General features: G+C 31.9%; 12 protein-coding genes. 11 read left to right on the top strand and 1 reads right to left on the bottom strand.

The window, feature by feature from the left end; genetic code table 11:
• The 8 genes from ACKVOD_RS06295 to lpdA form a co-directional block, all read left to right on the top strand.
• Positions 1-190: hypothetical protein (locus ACKVOD_RS06295; RefSeq protein ID WP_409208619.1), on the top strand; the 190-nt coding region annotated here is incomplete at its 5' end.
• 618 nt (positions 191-808) lie between these two features.
• Positions 809-2236, top strand: coding sequence for a glycogen synthase (locus ACKVOD_RS06290; protein ID WP_409208618.1), 1428 nt, complete (start codon positions 809-811; stop codon positions 2234-2236).
• The gene (locus tag ACKVOD_RS06285) at positions 2226-3509 is read left to right on the top strand and encodes a glucose-1-phosphate adenylyltransferase (protein ID WP_409208617.1); all 1284 of its coding nucleotides are present in this window, start codon (positions 2226-2228) and stop codon (positions 3507-3509) included. The genes ACKVOD_RS06290 and ACKVOD_RS06285 overlap by 11 nt, the downstream gene beginning before the upstream one ends.
• A 47-nt stretch (positions 3510-3556) precedes the next feature.
• Positions 3557-5488: an alpha-1,4-glucan--maltose-1-phosphate maltosyltransferase gene (locus tag ACKVOD_RS06280; RefSeq protein WP_409208616.1), complete on the top strand. Its 1932-nt coding sequence runs from the start codon at positions 3557-3559 to the stop codon at positions 5486-5488.
• Between the two features lie 63 nt (positions 5489-5551).
• Positions 5552-7456, top strand: a complete 1905-nt coding sequence (glgB, locus tag ACKVOD_RS06275; protein WP_409208615.1) for a 1,4-alpha-glucan branching protein GlgB — start codon at positions 5552-5554, stop codon at positions 7454-7456.
• 200 nt (positions 7457-7656) lie between these two features.
• Entirely contained in the window at positions 7657-10056 is a 2400-nt protein-coding gene (locus ACKVOD_RS06270) for a glycoside hydrolase family 31 protein (RefSeq protein WP_409208614.1), read from the top strand.
• Between the two features lie 14 nt (positions 10057-10070).
• Positions 10071-10889 (top strand): M48 family metallopeptidase, encoded by an 819-nt coding sequence (locus ACKVOD_RS06265; RefSeq protein WP_409208613.1) that lies wholly within the window; start codon positions 10071-10073, stop codon positions 10887-10889.
• 182 nt (positions 10890-11071) lie between these two features.
• Entirely contained in the window at positions 11072-12475 is a 1404-nt protein-coding gene (gene lpdA, locus ACKVOD_RS06260) for a dihydrolipoyl dehydrogenase (protein ID WP_409208612.1), read from the top strand.
• 74 nt (positions 12476-12549) lie between these two features.
• On the opposite strand, the gene ACKVOD_RS06255 is transcribed toward lpdA, so the two are convergent.
• On the bottom strand, positions 12550-12927 hold the full coding sequence (locus ACKVOD_RS06255) for a DoxX family protein (RefSeq protein WP_409208611.1): 378 nt from the start codon (positions 12925-12927) through the stop codon (positions 12550-12552).
• A 97-nt stretch (positions 12928-13024) separates the two neighbouring features.
• On the opposite strand from ACKVOD_RS06255, the gene ACKVOD_RS06250 reads away from it, so the two are divergent.
• From ACKVOD_RS06250 to ACKVOD_RS06240, 3 genes are read left to right on the top strand one after another with little or no spacing between them, the layout of a single operon-like run.
• The gene (locus ACKVOD_RS06250; protein WP_409208610.1) at positions 13025-14311 is read left to right on the top strand and encodes an anthranilate synthase component I family protein; all 1287 of its coding nucleotides are present in this window, start codon (positions 13025-13027) and stop codon (positions 14309-14311) included.
• Positions 14312-14338: 27 nt separating this feature from the next.
• On the top strand, positions 14339-15652 hold the full coding sequence (gene tilS / locus ACKVOD_RS06245) for a tRNA lysidine(34) synthetase TilS (RefSeq protein WP_409208609.1): 1314 nt from the start codon (positions 14339-14341) through the stop codon (positions 15650-15652).
• Positions 15649-17661 (top strand): cytochrome c biogenesis protein CcdA, encoded by a 2013-nt coding sequence (locus ACKVOD_RS06240; RefSeq protein ID WP_409208608.1) that lies wholly within the window; start codon positions 15649-15651, stop codon positions 17659-17661. The genes tilS and ACKVOD_RS06240 overlap by 4 nt, the downstream gene beginning before the upstream one ends.
• Positions 17662-17992 lie beyond the last annotated feature (331 nt).

The raw sequence follows: 17992 nt of genomic DNA, 5'->3' as shown, positions 1-17992 counted from the left end.
AAGTATCGGGACTCAGTTCGTCGCATTTGCTTCCGCCTGTTCGGCTAAAGCCTCGGTCTTTGAAAACCCTGTTTCGTTAGAAACAGGGTTTTTTATTTTGAATCGACGTGTTCGTCACAAATTATCTAGACTCGGTTCGTCGCATTTCTTTAAATCCTCATTCGCCACGGCGAATGAGGGTTTTTTATAGGTACATTATGTTCGTCCCTATTTATTGGGACTCGGTTTGTCTCCTTTGCTTCGCCTTTTCCGATAAAGTCTCGGGATTTATATTTTTTGAAGTTTTAAAAATACCTGAAGCTTAAAGTGCTTCCTTTTTTTAATCTCAAATGTCACCCCTGCCTGCAGGTTTCTTTTGAAAAATCTAGTTTCGATAAAAACAGGGTTATATTTTGGTTTTACTATATATAATGACCAAATTTTCTATCTGTAGTATAAAAAATTAATTTATTTCTTATACATTTTAATAAACGATTTATGTGTTAGCGGCTTGTATACTGATACGCTTTAATATAATTTGTTATTATTGCTTTGTATATTATGATTTATAAATTATTGTACATAATTATATAAAAATATGAATTGAGAATTAATTCAAAATTATAACGATATATATACTAGTTGGGATAATTGATTTAGAAATTTTAAATTTTTGACAGTATAAACACTTTTTTTTGGCATATCAATAAAACTTGTAAGTAGTTAGTATATTAATATTTTTTCACTAAATTTAGAAAAACATAATTGATTTTTTATAGTTCGTTTTGAGTATTATTTTTTGTATTTATGTAATTAATTAACTTCTTGAATGGAAATATTTCATATAGCTGCTGAGTGTTATCCAGTTGCAAAAGTAGGTGGTTTAGCCGATGTTGTAGGAGCTTTGCCAAAATATTTAAGAAAATCAGATCATGATGTAAAGGTTGTAATTCCTTATTATAAATCAATAAGCATTAAAGAAAAGGAGCTTAAAATTCTATATTCAAATAATGTTAAATTAGGAAGTTTTAATTTTCCATTTAATATTCATAAAGAAATTTATAATGTTAATGGATTTGAATTGTATTTAGTTGAAATTCCTGAGTTATTTGATAGAAAAGATATTTATGGTTATGAAGATGATATTGAGCGATTTTTGGCTTTTCAGATTGCAGCATTAGATTGGTTAATAACAAGAAATACAGTTCCTGATATTATACATTGCCACGATCATCATACAGGTTTAATTCCGTTTATGATGATTTATTCCAATAAATATCAGAATTTTAGAAATGTTTCATCTGTGATAACAATTCACAATTCGATTTATCAGGGAGAGTTTAGTTTTGATAAATTGCATTATTTGCCAGAATTTGATTTGACTAAGGTTGTTGAATTAGAATGGAATAATAGAATTAACTCTTTGGCTACAGGAATTAATTCTGCTAAAAGGGTAACGACAGTTTCTCCAACTTATTTGGATGAAATTACTTATTCAGCTTTTGGTTTAGAATTGTTATTTCAGAAAGTAAAATTTAAATCAGAGGGGATATTAAACGGCATAGATAAAGTAGTTTGGGAGCCATTGACTGATAAATTTATTGAAGTTAATTATTCTGTAAATAATTTTAAAAAAGGAAAACAGTATAATAAAGAAAAATTATGTAGTCAATTTAATTTAGATCCAAAAAAGCCTCTTTTTAGTTTTATAGGGAGATTGTTAGATGAAAAAGGTGCCGACTTATTACCTCCTTCAGCAGCAATGGCTTTGTCGGAGAATTATAAAGAAATAAATATTTTAATTTTAGGTTCAGGAAATGTTGAAATTGAGAAACAGCTGAATCATTTGAAAACTAGTTTTATTGGTAATTATAATGTGGTTATTGGGTATAATGAAGAGCTGGCACATTTAATATATGGAGGATCTGATTTTTTATTGATGCCCTCTAGAGTTGAGCCTTGTGGTTTGAATCAGATGTATGCCTTAGCATACGGGACAATTCCTATTGTTAGAAGAACTGGCGGATTAAAAGATACTGTAATAGATCTTGGAGATGATGGCAATGGAATTTGTCATGACCAAGCCTCTATTGTAGATATTTGTTATTCCATTCGAAGAGCAGTAGATTTGTTTAAAGACAAAAAGAAGTTAAATCAAATAATAAAGAAAGGAATGAATATTGATCATTCTTGGGAAAATGTTTGTAAGGAGTATATAGGAGTGTATAATTTAATAATAAATAAAAATGAAAGCTAAAAAGAAAAATGTTATTGCAATTATTCTTGGTGGAGGTCAAGGATCTAGGTTATATCCGTTGACGGAATCGCGTTCAAAACCAGCCGTTCCCATTGGGGGTAAATATCGATTAGTAGATATTCCAATTTCAAACTGTATGAATTCAGATATTTATCGAATATTTGTTTTAACACAATTTAATTCGGCATCGTTAAATGCACATATCAAGAATACATATAATTTCAGCCTTTTTAGCCATGCTTTTGTTGATATTCTTGCGGCAGAACAAACCCCTGATAATGCAGGATGGTTTCAAGGAACAGCGGACGCTGTTAGACAATGTATGCCCCATTTTTTAAATCATAATTTTGATTATGCTTTGATTCTTTCAGGAGATCAATTGTATCAAATGGACTTAGATGAAATGATTGAAGCGCATATAAAAAGTGAAGCTGACATTTCAATAGCTACTTTACCTGTAAACGAAAAGGATGCTCCTGAATTTGGTATTTTAAAAACTAATGATCAAAGTTGTATTGAATCTTTTATTGAAAAACCAGCTAAGGAATTATTAGTTGATTGGAAATCGGATGTTAGTGATCAGATGAAAAGTGAAGGAAAGCATTATTTAGCCTCAATGGGAATTTATATTTTCAATAAACAATTGTTGGTTGATATTATGTCAAATCCAAACACGAAAGACTTCGGAAAAGAAATTATGCCTCAAGCTGTTGTTGGAGGGAAAAAAGTGTTTAGTTTTCAGTATGAAGGCTATTGGACTGATATTGGAAACATTGATTCCTTTTTTGAGGCTAATATTGGTTTAACTGAAGATGTACCTCAATTTAATTTGTTTGATAATGAAAATAAAATATATACTCGTCCAAGGTTACTACCTCCAACTAAATTCAAAAAGACAAAGGTAGATCGATCTTTGATTTCGGAAGGTTGTATTTTGAATGCTAAAGAAATTACTAATTCCGTTATAGGAATTCGATCTAGAATTGGCGAGGATAGTGTTATTCAAAATAGCTATGTTATGGGTAACGATTTATATCAAAATATTGAAGATATGAATAAAGATATCGCAAATAATAAGCAGTTGATAGGTATTGGCGAAAGATGCTTTATAAGTACAGCTATTATTGACAAAAACTGTAGAATTGGAAATGATGTATACATAAACGGAGGAAAACATTTAGACGATACCTCAAATGAGTTGTATGCAGTTAAAGAGGGCATTGTTGTAGTTAAAAAAGGCGTTGTTCTGCCAAATAATTTCACAATAAAATAATCTCTAGTTGTTTTTTTAAAATCTTAAGGAATTGTAATTATAAAAAAATGCAAAATCAAACCCGAATAGTAATTGAAAATGTTTTGCCACAATTGGATGGTGGAATTTACCCAATTAAAAGAATTGTAAATCAAATAGTAGTCGTTACTGCAGATGTCTTTTCAGATGGACATGATGTTATTGAATGTTGTGTGAAATTTAAACATCAAGATGACAAAAAATGGCAAGAAGTAAGAATGGTTCCCAAAGTAAATGATGAGTGGGAGGCTACATTTAAAGTTGAAAAACAAGGTTGTTATACTTATTTTGTCGAAGGCTGGGTTGATTATGCATTGAATTGGCAACACGGCACAGAACGGAAAATACAAGATAATCAGTATGTAAAATCTGAATTATTAGAGGGTGCTGAATATGTTAGTGCTATTAAGGATTTAGCAAATGCTTCCGAGAAAGAATATCTTGAAACAGTTGCTAATTATTTTGTAAACGAATCCGATTATGATAAAGCAATACAGGAAGCTTTATCCCCCAAATTACACAAAATTTTCAAAAAATATCCAATTCTATTTTTAGAAAATAAATCTTTAGAGTTAGAAGTTTATGTAGATCGAGAGAAGGCTTTGTTTAGTACTTGGTATGAGTTTTTCCCCCGATCCGCCTCTCAAGAAGAAGGAAAACACGGTACATTTAAGGATTGTGAAAAATTATTACCTAGAGTAGCTAGAATGGGATTTGATACGCTGTATTTTCCTCCAATTCATCCTATAGGAGAAGTTAATCGCAAAGGAAAAAACAACGCTACTAACGCTGAATATGGCGATGTTGGTTCTCCATGGGGCATAGGTTCTCAGTATGGGGGGCATAAATCAATCCACCCTGAATTAGGAACAATTGATGATTTTAAATCATTGGTTAAAACAGCAAAAAAGTTAGGAATTGAAGTAGCAATGGATTATGCATTACAAGCTGCACCCGATCATCCTTATGTGAAAGATTTTCCACAATGGTTTAAATGGCGTCCCGATGGAACTGTACAATATGCTGAAAATCCTCCCAAAAAATACCAGGATATTCAACCTATTTATTTTGAAAGTAGTGATTGGAAGAACCTTTGGCAAGAATTGCTCGACGTTGCTTTGTATTGGATTGAGGAATGCGACATTAAAATTTTCAGAGTAGATAATCCTCATACGAAACCTTTCTTTTTTTGGGGTTGGTTAATTTCTGAAATTAAGAAAAAACATCCTGATGTGTTGTTTTTAGCGGAAGCATTTACACGCCCAAAAATCATGAACGAATTGGCAAAGCAAGGATTTAGTCAGTCGTATACTTATTTTACTTGGAGAAACACAAAAAGTGAATTGATTGAATATGTTACTGAATTGACACAATCGGAGCAAAAAGAGTTTTATCGTCCTAATTTCTGGCCGAATACCCCTGATATAAACCCATTAGCATTACAAAATGGAAATGAGTCTATTCATTTGCAAAAGTATTTTCTTGCAGCAACATTAAGTTCAAGTGTTGGTATTTATGGACCTGTTTTTGAATATCAAATTTCTGCTCCAATGGCTCCAGGAAAAGAAGAATATTTGGATTCTGAAAAATATGAATTTGTAAAGTGGGATTGGAAAAAGCAAAACAAAATAACCACCCTAATTACTCGAATTAATTCTATTAGAAAAATTCAAATTTCATTGCAACAAACTAATAATATTGTTTTTTGTGAGACAAATAATGACCAAGTTTTAGCTTATTATAAATTTGATGATGAGAATAAAAACAAAACATTTATGGTGGTAAGTCTAAATGCTTTTCATACTATTCAAGCAACGGTTAAAATTCCAAATGAATTACTAATTGAATTACCGCTTAAAATAACAGATCTAATTACAGATAACAAGTATATTTGGAATAAAGAGTTTAATTTTGTTGAACTTTCTCCAGATTTGCCTTTTCACTTATTTAATATTGAATAATCAATTTAATAAGTTGAAATTGTAAAATTCACTTAAGATATAACAAATAAAACAACATAAATAATGAGCAAAGTACAGCCATATTCCCTATTTACAGACTTCGATATAGATTTATTTAAAGCGGGAAAACATTTCAGATTATACGAAAAGCTAGGAGCACATATTATTGAAGTTGATGGAGTAAAAGGCGTTTATTTTGCTGTATGGGCACCAACAGCTCGTTCGGTTTCTGTAGTCGGCGATTTTAATTTTTGGATTCAAGGGGATCACCAATTAAATATTCGTTGGGATTCTTCTGGAATATGGGAAGGATTTATACCAGGACTTGAAAAAGGAACCACTTATAAATACAAGATACAATCAAACAATGAAGGAATCATCACAGAGAAAGCTGATCCTTTTGCTTTATACTGTGAACACCCTCCTCATACTGCTTCTGTCATTTGGGATTTAAATTACCAGTGGAAAGATACTGAATGGATGAAAACCCGAAAAGAGAACAATGATTTAGATAAACCGTATTCTGTTTATGAAATTCATTTAGGGTCATGGAAGCGTAATTCAGATGGAAATTTTTTGACTTACATAGAATTAGCAGATGAGCTCGTGAGTTATATTAAGGAAACAGGTTTTACACATGTAGAGTTTATGCCTATCATGGAGTATCCTTATGATCCTTCATGGGGATATCAATTAGTTGGATATTTTGCACCGACATCTCGTTTTGGAAAGCCTCAAGATTTTATGCTATTGGTCGATAAATTGCATCAAGCAGGTATTGGAGTAATTTTAGATTGGGTTCCATCCCATTTTCCTGATGATGCCCATGGTTTAGGGTTTTTTGATGGATCAAATCTTTTTGAACACCCAGATCGAAGAAAAGGATATCATCCAGATTGGAAAAGTTTAGTGTTTAATTATGGACGAAATGAGGTACGTTCTTTTTTAATAAGTAATGCTATTTTCTGGTTGCAACATTACCATGTTGATGGACTTAGGGTAGATGCTGTGGCCTCAATGTTATATTTAGATTATTCAAGAAAAGAGGGAGAGTGGGAACCAAACATTTTTGGAGGAAGAGAAAATCTAGACACCATTAGTTTTCTAAAAGAATTTAATGAAGCAGTGTATTCTAGTTTTGAAGGAGTACAAACTATTGCTGAGGAAAGCACCTCTTTTCCAATGGTTTCTAGACCAACATTTGCGGGAGGTTTAGGGTTTGGGATGAAATGGATGATGGGTTGGATGCATGATACTTTAGAATATTTTAAAAAAGAAACAGTATATAGAAAATACCATCAAAATGAATTAACTTTTTCGATGACGTATACCTATACCGAGAATTTTATGTTGCCACTTTCCCATGATGAAGTGGTTTATGGTAAAAAATCTATAGCAGGAAGAATGCCTGGAGATGAATGGCAAAAATTTGCTAATCTACGTTTGCTTTACGGTTATATGTTTACACATCCAGGTACTAAATTGTTGTTTATGGGTAGTGAATTTGGGCAAAGTGCTGAATGGAATTTTGAGGGAAGCTTAGATTGGCATTTGTTACAATATGACTATCACAATGGAATTAAAAAAGCAATTACAGATTTAAATGCATTGTATAAAACACAACCCGCACTTCATGAAAAACAATTCAGCCCAGACGGTTTTGAATGGATTAATTATTCCGATCATCAAAACGCTGTAATGTCTTATATTAGAAAAGGAAATAAATCAAAAGATGATTTGATTGTGGTTTGTAATTTTACTCAAGTTGTTCGCCAAAATTATCGTATAGGCTTATCTAAAAAAGGTAAGTTAGTAGAAGTTTTTAATAGTGATGCAACTATTTATGGAGGCAGTGGAATTTTGAATCCAAATAAATTAGCAATAGAAGCATCACCTTATGACGGTAGAGATTACTCAATAGAGTTACTTTTGCCGCCATTAAGTGTTACTGTTTTTAAATATAGCTAAATCATTTTTTTATATATCATAACCCAATATTTTTTTGCTTTATTTTGAGAAATAAGTAAAAAAAGTTGGGTTTATTTATGATGTGATTTTTTAATAACAAATACATCGATTTCGTGAATATATTAGTGCTTTTAATAGGCAAAAAAATGTAAATTTTATATTTTTACAAAAATGAAAAATAGATTATAAAGCACAGAAGTATGATTACAAATACAGAGTTAGAATTTAAAGGAGATTTATATCCCACCGCAATAGTTTCATTCGAAAAGGAAGTTGATTCATTTTGTTTTTATACAAACAATAGCGTCATTTTAAAGTTGACGGTTCTCAGAGATAGTATGATTCGTTTTCGATATACTACAAAAGGATATTTCAGCAACGATTTTTCTTACGCAATAGATAAAAGCCATTCTCATGGTTATAATTTTCTTGAAATTACTGAAGAAAAGGATTTTTACCAAGTAAAAACAAGTAAGGTTATTTGTAAAATTCAAAAAATTGATATGAGAGTGTCTATATTTGATTTGAACAATAATGTTTTATTGGAAGACGAATTAGGTTTTCATTGGGAAGAAAGTTTTGAGTTTGGAGGAAATATTGTAAAAATGAGTAAAGCCTCTAAGGATGGAGAATGTTTTTATGGACTTGGAGATAAAGCAACTCAGTTGAATTTGAAAGGCAAAAGATTAGAAAATTTTGCTACCGATCAGTATGCATTTAATAAAGATCAAGAACCTTTATATAAAGTAGTCCCTTTTTATATTGGACTTCAAAAAAAGCAATCGTATGGAATCTTCTTCGATAACACTTTTAGAACACATTTTGATTTTTGTCATGAAAGAAGAAACGTAACCAGTTTTTGGGCAGAGGGTGGTGAAATGAATTATTATTTTATTTATGGACCACAAATGCAAGATGTAGTTACGACTTATACCGATTTAACTGGAAAGCCTGAATTACCTCCTTTGTGGGCATTGGGATATCATCAATGTAAGTGGAGTTATTACCCAGAAAGTAATGTAAAAGAAGTGGCGGCTAAATTTAGAGAATTGCAAATTCCTTGTGATGCTATTTATTTAGATATTGATTATATGGAAGGATTTCGTTGTTTTACTTGGAACAAAGAATACTTTCCAGATCCAAAAAGAATGGTAAAAGAATTAGCCGATGATGGATTTAAAACTATCGTTATTATTGATCCAGGAATTAAAATTGACAAAGAATATTCGGTTTACAAAGAAGCATTAGCAAAAGATTATTTTTGCAAAAGAGCTGACGGTCCCTATATGAAAGGAAAAGTTTGGCCTGGAGAATGTAATTTCCCGGATTATACCAATCCAGAAGTTAGAGAATGGTGGGCTGGATTATTTAAAGAATTAATTTCTGATATTGGAGTAAAAGGAGTGTGGAATGATATGAATGAGCCTGCTGTAATGGAGGTTCCTAATAAAACTTTTCCAATGGATGTTCGCCATAATTATGATGGAAATCCTTGTAGTCATAGAAAAGCCCATAATATTTATGGTACTCAAATGGCAAGAGCCACTTATCATGGTGTAAAAAGATTCGCATATCCTAAAAGACCGTTTGTAATTACTAGATCAGCATATTCAGGTGCACAGCGTTATACTTCATCTTGGACAGGAGATAATGTTGCAACATGGGAACATTTATGGATAGCCAATATTCAAGTGCAAAGAATGTGTATTTCAGGTATGGGATTTACGGGTTCAGATATTGGGGGATTTGCAGAGCAACCATCAGGAGAATTATATGCTCGATGGATCCAATTAGGAGTTTTTCATCCTTTTTGTAGAACACACTCGTCAGGAGATCATGGAAATCAAGAGCCATGGGCATTTGACGAAGAAGTTATCGATATTACAAGAAAATTCGTTAACCTTAGATATCAATTATTACCTTATTTATATACCATGTTTTGGCAATATATTGAAGAAGGGATACCGATGTTGAAACCTTTGGTGTATTATGATCAAGATGATATTCAAACGCATTATAGAAATGACGAATTCATTTTTGGTAATCAAATTTTGGTTTGCCCAATCTTGGAGCCAAATTCATTAGGAAGAAGGTTGTATATGCCAAAAGGACAATGGTATAACTATTGGACTAATGAATTAATTACTGGCGGTAAAGAAATGTGGGTTGATTCTAAATTTGATCAAATTCCAATTTTTGTTAAGGCGGGTGCGATAATTCCAAAATATCCTGTACAACAATATGTGGGTGAGTTAGAGTTTGATGAATTAATACTTGATGTTTATTATAAAGAGGGTAAAGAAAAATCAGAGGTCTATGAAGATGCTCAAGACGGTTATGATTACAAAAAAGGACGATTTAGTTTATTGTCTTTTCAGGCCACAGGAAAAGAAAAAGAATTAATCCTTCAATTGCATAAAGACGGTAAATACGATACTAATTATTCGACATTTAAATTGAATTTATACGGACTTCCATTTAAAATTAAAAAGATTGAAATTGATAACGAAAAAATAGTGTTTGATAAAAAAGTTTTTGATTCTGAAAATTATATATTAATAAATAAAGATTTTACAGAGTTGCATATTATTGGGGAATAATATAATTTTATAAAATGAAAAATTACAATAAATATATAGTAATTAGCATATTCTTATTAATAATTTCATGTGCTACAAATCCTTTTACGGGTAAAAAAAATCTAAATTTTGTTTCTAATAGTCAATTGTTTCCATCAGCATTTCAACAATATGGAACTTTTTTGAAAGAAAACAAAGTAATAATTGGAACATTAGATTCAAAACGAGTAGAATCTGTTGGTATTAAAATTAAGAATGCCGCTGAACGTTGGCTTACTGCAAATGGTCACGCCGATTATTTGAAAGATTATCAATGGGAATATAAACTAATTGAAAATAAAGAAGTTAATGCTTGGTGTATGCCTGGTGGAAAAATTGTAGTTTATACGGGAATTCTTCCAATAACCAAAGATGAAGCTGGACTAGCAACTGTTATGGGACATGAGGTTTCTCATGCTTTAGCTAACCATGGAGCTCAAAGAATGAGCGCTGCCCAATTACAACAAATTGGAGCTGTAGGGGTTTCAGTGGCAACGGGTTCGCAAAGTGATGAGAAACAAAAAATGTGGCAAGAGTATTATGGTATTGGTTCTCAAGTAGGAGTCATGTTACCATTTAGTAGGAGTCATGAAACAGAAGCAGACAAAATAGGATTAACATTAATGGCTATTGCAGGGTATAATCTGGAACAAGCAATTTTTTTCTGGGAAAGAATGTCTGCAAGTTCAAGCGGAGCTAAACCACCAGAAATGCTTAGTACCCACCCAGCAGATGCCACAAGAATAGCCAATTTAAAAAGATTAATTCCTGAAGCCAAAGCTGAAGCAATGAAGTTTGGAGTAGTTTTTAAGTAAGATAGAATTTCTAGAATAATATATTTAATCCATTTCTATATTTGAAATGGATTTTTTTTTGGTTTTTAAAATAAATTACAGATGTGTTTTTATGTAAATTAAAGCCAATTTGTTAAATAAAATTTAATAATTTCAAGCAAAATAACTTATTTTTGCATCACTTAAATAAAAACAATCAAACTATGAGTTCATTTGACGTAGTCATTATAGGTTCAGGTCCTGGAGGATATGTAGCAGCAATTCGTTGCGCACAATTAGGTTTCAAAACCGCTATTATAGAAAAATATTCTACTCTTGGCGGAACTTGCCTCAATGTTGGGTGCATTCCATCAAAAGCATTATTAGCTTCTTCTCATCAATATAGTGAAATAGCTCATTTTGCGGATCACGGGATTGAGGTTGTTGGGGAAATAAAAGTAAATTTAGAAAAAATGATTGCCCGCAAACAAGCCGTTGTGGATCAAACATCAGGCGGAATCAATTATTTGATGGACAAAAACAAAGTGACTATATTAAACGGTTTAGGATCTTTTGTAGATGCAACACATGTTGCTGTTGCAAAAGCAGACGGAACTTCAGAAACTGTGGAAGCCAAACATATTATTATTGCAACGGGTTCTAAACCATCTTCGTTGCCGTTTATCAAAATTGATAAAGAAAGAATCATCACTTCAACCGAAGCTTTGTCGCTTAAAGAAGTTCCAAAACATCTCGTTATTATTGGTGGAGGGGTTATTGGCATCGAATTAGGTCAAGTCTATTTACGATTAGGAGCGCAAGTTTCAGTTGTAGAATTTATGGACAGAATTATTCCTGGAATGGATGCTGCATTGTCTAAAGAATTGACCAAAGTTTTGAAAAAACAAGGAATGAAATTCTACGTTTCTCACAAAGTGAAATCTGTGGAAAGAAAAGGTAATAATGTAACAGTTCAAGCTGAAAATGCAAAAGGAGAAACCATTACTTTAGAAGGGGATTATTCTTTAGTTTCAGTAGGTCGTCGTCCTTATACCGACGGTTTGAATGCGGATAAAGCTGGAGTTAAAATTTCCGACAGAGGAATGGTGGAAGTTAACGATCATTTGCAAACCAATGTCCCTAATATATACGCTATTGGCGACGTAGTTCGTGGAGCAATGTTAGCACATAAAGCAGAAGAAGAAGGAACAATGGTTGCCGAAATATTGGCAGGACAAAAACCACATATCAATTATAATTTGATTCCGGGAGTGGTTTATACTTGGCCAGAAGTGGCTGCCGTAGGACAAACCGAAGAGCAATTAAAAGCATCAGGTGTGGAGTTTAAATCGGGTAGTTTCCCTTTTAAAGCTTTAGGAAGAGCAAGAGCGAGCGGAGATTTAGACGGTTTTGTAAAAATTCTTGCCGATGCTAAAACAGACGAGGTTCTAGGCGTTCACATGATAGGTGCTCGTTGCGCTGATTTAATTGCCGAAGCGGTAACTGCCATGGAATTCAGGGCATCTGCCGAAGATATTTCGAGAATGAGCCACGCACATCCTACTTTTGCCGAAGCAATAAAAGAAGCAGCATTAGCAGCAACAGATAATAGAGCTTTACACGTGTAATTAGAACATATTATTTCAAACATAAGCCCGACAAGTTTTAAGACCTGTCGGGTTTCTTTTATAATAAGTTCAATTTATTTTGCCACAAAAAGTCCTTTATAATTTTCCCAATGACTGTAAATTAAAAACAAGTTTCCAAAAAACACGAATAAGGCGATTGGAATTCCTTCAGGAGTCAGAAAGAAATTGATAAACAAAATGTTTATGGTAACAGGTAGTATTAAAAGATTTGCCAAGGTTACAAAACGACCGGCGACAAATGACAATCCGCAAAGCAGTTCAACCGATTTTGCCAAAGGAATCAAATAATTTGAAGCAACAAGACCAACCTGAAAAGCCTTGAAATTTCCAGTTAATTCCGGTTCAGGCATTAGTTTAAGAAAGAAACCAATTGATGTAAATAGAAATAAAAGCCCAATTAAAGTTCGGATAATAATGATTGTAATTTTCATAATACACGGATTTAGTGGTTAATTATACTATAAATGTAACGAAAAATTTCATTAAAATTTGTCGTAATTTTGAATTTTTTAAAAACACCTTAATTCCTTGAGAACATCAATTATAAAAAAAATCGAGAATCCAATACGATTCAAACAACAAATATTGGCTTGGGGACAACAGTTTCGAGAAGTTGTTTTTATGGATAGTAACGATTATCCGCAACAATATTCTAGTTTTGATTGTATGTTGGCTGTAGATGCTTTTACATCTATAAAAACTGATTATCAAAATGCTTTTGAAGACTTGAATCAATACCAACAGATAACTAAAGATTGGTTGTTTGGTTATTTATCCTATGATTTAAAAAATAATGTTGAAGATTTGAATTCTACTAATTTTGATGGATTAGATTTTCCTGATTTGTTTTTCTTTCAGCCCAAGAAATTATTTTTAATAAAAGGAAATCAACTCGAAATGCAATATCTCAATATGTGTGATGATGAAATTGAAGAAGATTTTGAGGATATCAGATTGCAAAAAGTAGATTTCAGATTTGAAATTTCAGATATTGAGATAAAACAACGAATTTCGAAAGAAAATTATTTAGAAAAAGCATCCAAAATTCTGGAGTATATTCATCGTGGCGATATTTATGAAGCTAATTTTTGCATGGAGTTTTTTATTGAAAATACTACAATTAACCCTTTGGAAAATTTTTTAAAACTTAATGAAATTTCTAAATCACCTTTGGCAGTTTATTTTAAAAACAACAATCATTTTTTGCTTTCTGCATCGCCAGAACGGTATTTGAAAAAAGAAGGGGAGTTGCTAATTTCTCAACCAATAAAAGGAACTGCAAAACGATTTCTTGACCCAAAAGAAGATGAGAAGTCAAAAATGGATTTAGCTTCAGACCCAAAAGAGCGAACAGAGAATATTATGATATCTGACTTGGTTCGAAACGATTTGTCACGCACTGCTCAAAAAGGGACAGTAAAAGTCGAGGAATTGTGTGGTATTTATTCGTTTGAGCAAGTGCATCAAATGATTTCTACAATTACATCGAGATTAGATACTAAATATTCGGTTGTTGATGCTATTAAAACTACTTTTCCGATGGGCAGTATGACGGGAACACCTAAGGTTTCTGTTATGAAAATTATTGAAGAATTAGAAGAAACCAAAAGAGGTTTGTATAGCGGGGCTGTAGGTTATTTTACTCCTGATAATGATTTTGATTTTAATGTCGTAATTCGAAGTATCTTATATAATCAAGAAAACAAATACACCTCTTTTTCTGTTGGAAGTGCTATTACGTCACTTTCGATTCCCGAAATGGAATATGAAGAGTGCTTACTAAAAGCAAAAGCGATGCGTGAAGTATTGAGTTAAATTCATCTGAATTAACTAAATTTGAAAATGTTACAAAAAATCCAATACCATATTTCTGAATTTTTTCCTTTTTTATATGGAAAAAAACTCCTTTTGGCAACAAGTGGAGGTATAGATAGTATGGTAATGGTTGAGTTGTTTCGTAAAATGCCATTTGAAATTGCTATGGCTCATTGTAATTTTCAACTTCGAGGATTAGAAAGTTTTGAAGATCAAAAGTTTATACAAAATTATGCCGAAGCTAATGATGTCAAACTTTTTTTGACTCATTTTGATACAGAAGCTTTTGCTAAAGAATATAAACTTTCAATACAAGTTGCTGCACGAGAGTTACGATATCATTGGTTTCAGGAGATTATTGATTCAGAAAAATTTGATTTCATTTTAACAGCACATCATGCCGATGATAATGCAGAAACTTTTTTTATTAATCTAACACGAGGGACTGGAATAGAAGGTTTAACTGGAATTCCTTCTCAAAACGGAAATATTATCAGGCCACTTTTAATTTTTTCAAGAGAAGAAATTGAGAAATTTGCTAAAGTAAATAATATAGAATGGAGAGAAGATAGCAGTAATGCCTCGGATAAATATTTAAGAAATAAAATTAGGCATAGCTTAATTCCTGTTTTAAAAGAAATGAATCCTGATTTTTTATCTACGTTTAATAAAACTCAAAATTATATACAAGATTCTATCTCAATGATTGAGGACGCAGCAAATATGGTCTATCAACATGTTGCTAATGAAATTGATGAACAAATTCATTTCGATATCATTCAATTAAAAAAAATCAATAATTATAATTCGTATTTATACTATTGGTTGAAAGATTATGGATTTTCAGCTTGGCAAGATATTTATGATTTAGTTGACGGGCAAACAGGGAAGCTAGTATATTCAAATGACTATCGACTATTAAAAAACAGAGGGGCTTTGATATTGATTCCTAAAAATGTATCAACAGAAACGGAAAAATTTCTAATCGATAAAAATCAAACCAAAGTTAATTTTCCCTTAAATCTGAGTTTTTGTAAGGTAGCTGACATTAGTGTCGGCTCTAATACAACTATCTTTGTTGATGCAAACAAATTAGAGTATCCTTTGGTTTTACGAAAACCTATAAAAGGTGATTTTTTACATCCTTTTGGAATGAACGGTAAAACTAAAAAGCTCAGTAAATTATTCAAAGACGAAAAATTATCTCTTATAGAAAAAGAAGATTCTTGGGTTTTATGTTCTGAAAATCAAATTGTTTGGGTAATTGGTCTTCGACAGGACGATCGTTTTAAAATTGAAAGCAAAACAACTAATATTCTTAAAATAGAAGTAGAAAAATGAAAAAATCAATATTTATATTTTTAGCTTTTTTGGCTTTTGCCAAAGTAAATTCTCAAATTTTGGATCCAGTAAAATGGACTACTTCTATTGAAATAAAATCCAAAACTAATTATATTTTAACTTTTGATGGAGTCATTGAAAATGAATGGCATCTGTATTCTCAGTTTACGCCTGACGGTGGACCTTTACCATTAGAGATTGCATTTAAAGATATGAAAGGGAATTACACTTTGGTTGGAAAAGCAAAAGAGAGTAAAACTATAACTTCATTCAATGATGTTTTTGGAGTGAATGAAACCTATTTTGAAAAAACAGTTCAAATAAAACAAGAAATAAAACTACTAAATCCTAAAATTTCAAAGATCGAGGTAACATTAGATTATCAAGTGTGCAAAGAAGTTTGTATCAATCTTAATAAAAAATTCAGTTTTGTTGTTCCTAAAAATAATGGTTTAGCTGTAAAACAAGAAGTCTCGATAGTTGCTCCCGATAGTACAAAAGCGGATTCTTTAGCACCAAGTTTAGGGTCAAGTAACGTATTGGAAGTTAATTCTAATCTTATTGAAAATAAAGAACCTGAATCGCAAAAAGGATTATGGTCTATATTTATTATTGCTTTTTTATCTGGATTTGCTGCATTATTAACACCTTGTGTTTTTCCGATGATTCCAATGACGGTGAGTTTTTTTACTAAACAAAGTAAGACAAAAGCTTTAGGAATTAGAAATGCAATTATTTATGGAATTTCTATAATATTAATTTATGTTATTTTAGGTTTATTGGTTACATGGATTTTTGGAGCAGACGCTTTGAATGCCTTATCAACAAACATTTGGTTTAATATTATATTTTTTGTCTTGTTGGTTGTTTTTGCAGTTTCTTTTTTAGGTGCTTTCGAAATTATATTGCCTAATTCATGGGCAAATAAAGTTGATAGCCAGGCGGATAGAGGCGGTATTATTGGCATTTTGTTTATGGCATTGGCATTAGCTATCGTTTCCTTTTCTTGTACTGGACCTATTGTAGGAACACTTTTAGTTGAAGCCGCTTCCAAAGGTGGAATTGCTCCAATTATAGGAATGTTTGGTTTCTCATTGGCATTGGCCTTGCCTTTTATGCTTTTTGCAATGTTCCCGGGTTGGTTACATTCTTTACCAAAATCGGGTGGGTGGTTGAATACCGTAAAAGTGGTTTTGGGATTTCTAGAACTAGCTTTGGCATTCAAATTTTTATCTAATGCTGACTTGGTTTTGCAATTGCATTTGTTAGAACGGGAAGTTTTCTTGGCGATTTGGATAGCTATTTTTGGAGCTATGGCTTTATATTTATTCGGTAAAATTACATTGCCCCATGATAGTCCTTCATCGAGTATTTCTGTAGGTAGACTTTCTTTTGGATTGCTAGTATTGTCTTTTACAATTTATATGATTCCAGGACTATGGGGTGCACCACTAAAATTAATCAATGCTTTTCCGCCGCCATTAGAGTATAGCGAAAGTCCATTGGGATTTAGCAGTTCAGGAAACAATTCTTCGACTGCAGTTTTGCCTGATGGGGCTAAATTGGGACCACATCAAATTATTGTTTTTGATGATTATGAAAAAGGTTTGGCTTACGCCAAAACAGTAAACAAACCCATAATGCTAGATTTTACAGGTTATGCCTGTGTGAATTGTAGAAAAATGGAAAACAATGTTTGGTCAGACGAAGGTGTTTTATCGATTTTGAAAAATGAAGTAGTGTTGATTTCCTTATATGTTGATGATAAAAGAGAATTACCAATAAAAGAGCAATTCGTTTCAAAAACAACTGGATCATTAATAGAAACTATAGGTGATAAATGGACTGATTTTATGATTTCGAAATATAAAACCAATACCCAACCTTTGTATGTTTTGACCGATTTAAACGGGAATAGTTTGAATAAAAATAAACCAACAATTAGTTATGTAAGTGTTGAAGAATATGAAATCTGGTTAAAAACAGGAATTTCTATGTATAAGAAATAATCAAATAAATGGATTTAATTTAAAAGCTTCCAGCCTTAAGAAGGCTGGAAGCTTTTTTTTGTTTTTGATAACTACTATAAAAAAATTAGTTTTCCTTTTGATAGTAACATCTTTCGGTTTCCGAATTGCAAGGAAAGAAACAACCTTGTTTGTTCTAGCTTTATGTTTCTACTAATAACACTATTAGTTCTGCTATGTGTCAAGATAAATGACACAAAAAAACACCCTAAAAACGAATTTTCAGGGTGTTTTAATATATTTATGAATTTGGTTTTTATAAGAACTCTCCGTGTTGAGAAATGTCTAATCCTAATTCTTCTTTTTCTTCACT

This window comes from Flavobacterium sp. (assembly GCF_046155325.1).
Classification (GTDB): domain Bacteria; phylum Bacteroidota; class Bacteroidia; order Flavobacteriales; family Flavobacteriaceae; genus Flavobacterium.
Note: the sequence above shows the minus strand (reverse complement) of the source record. Positions and strands in the feature narration are given on the sequence as shown.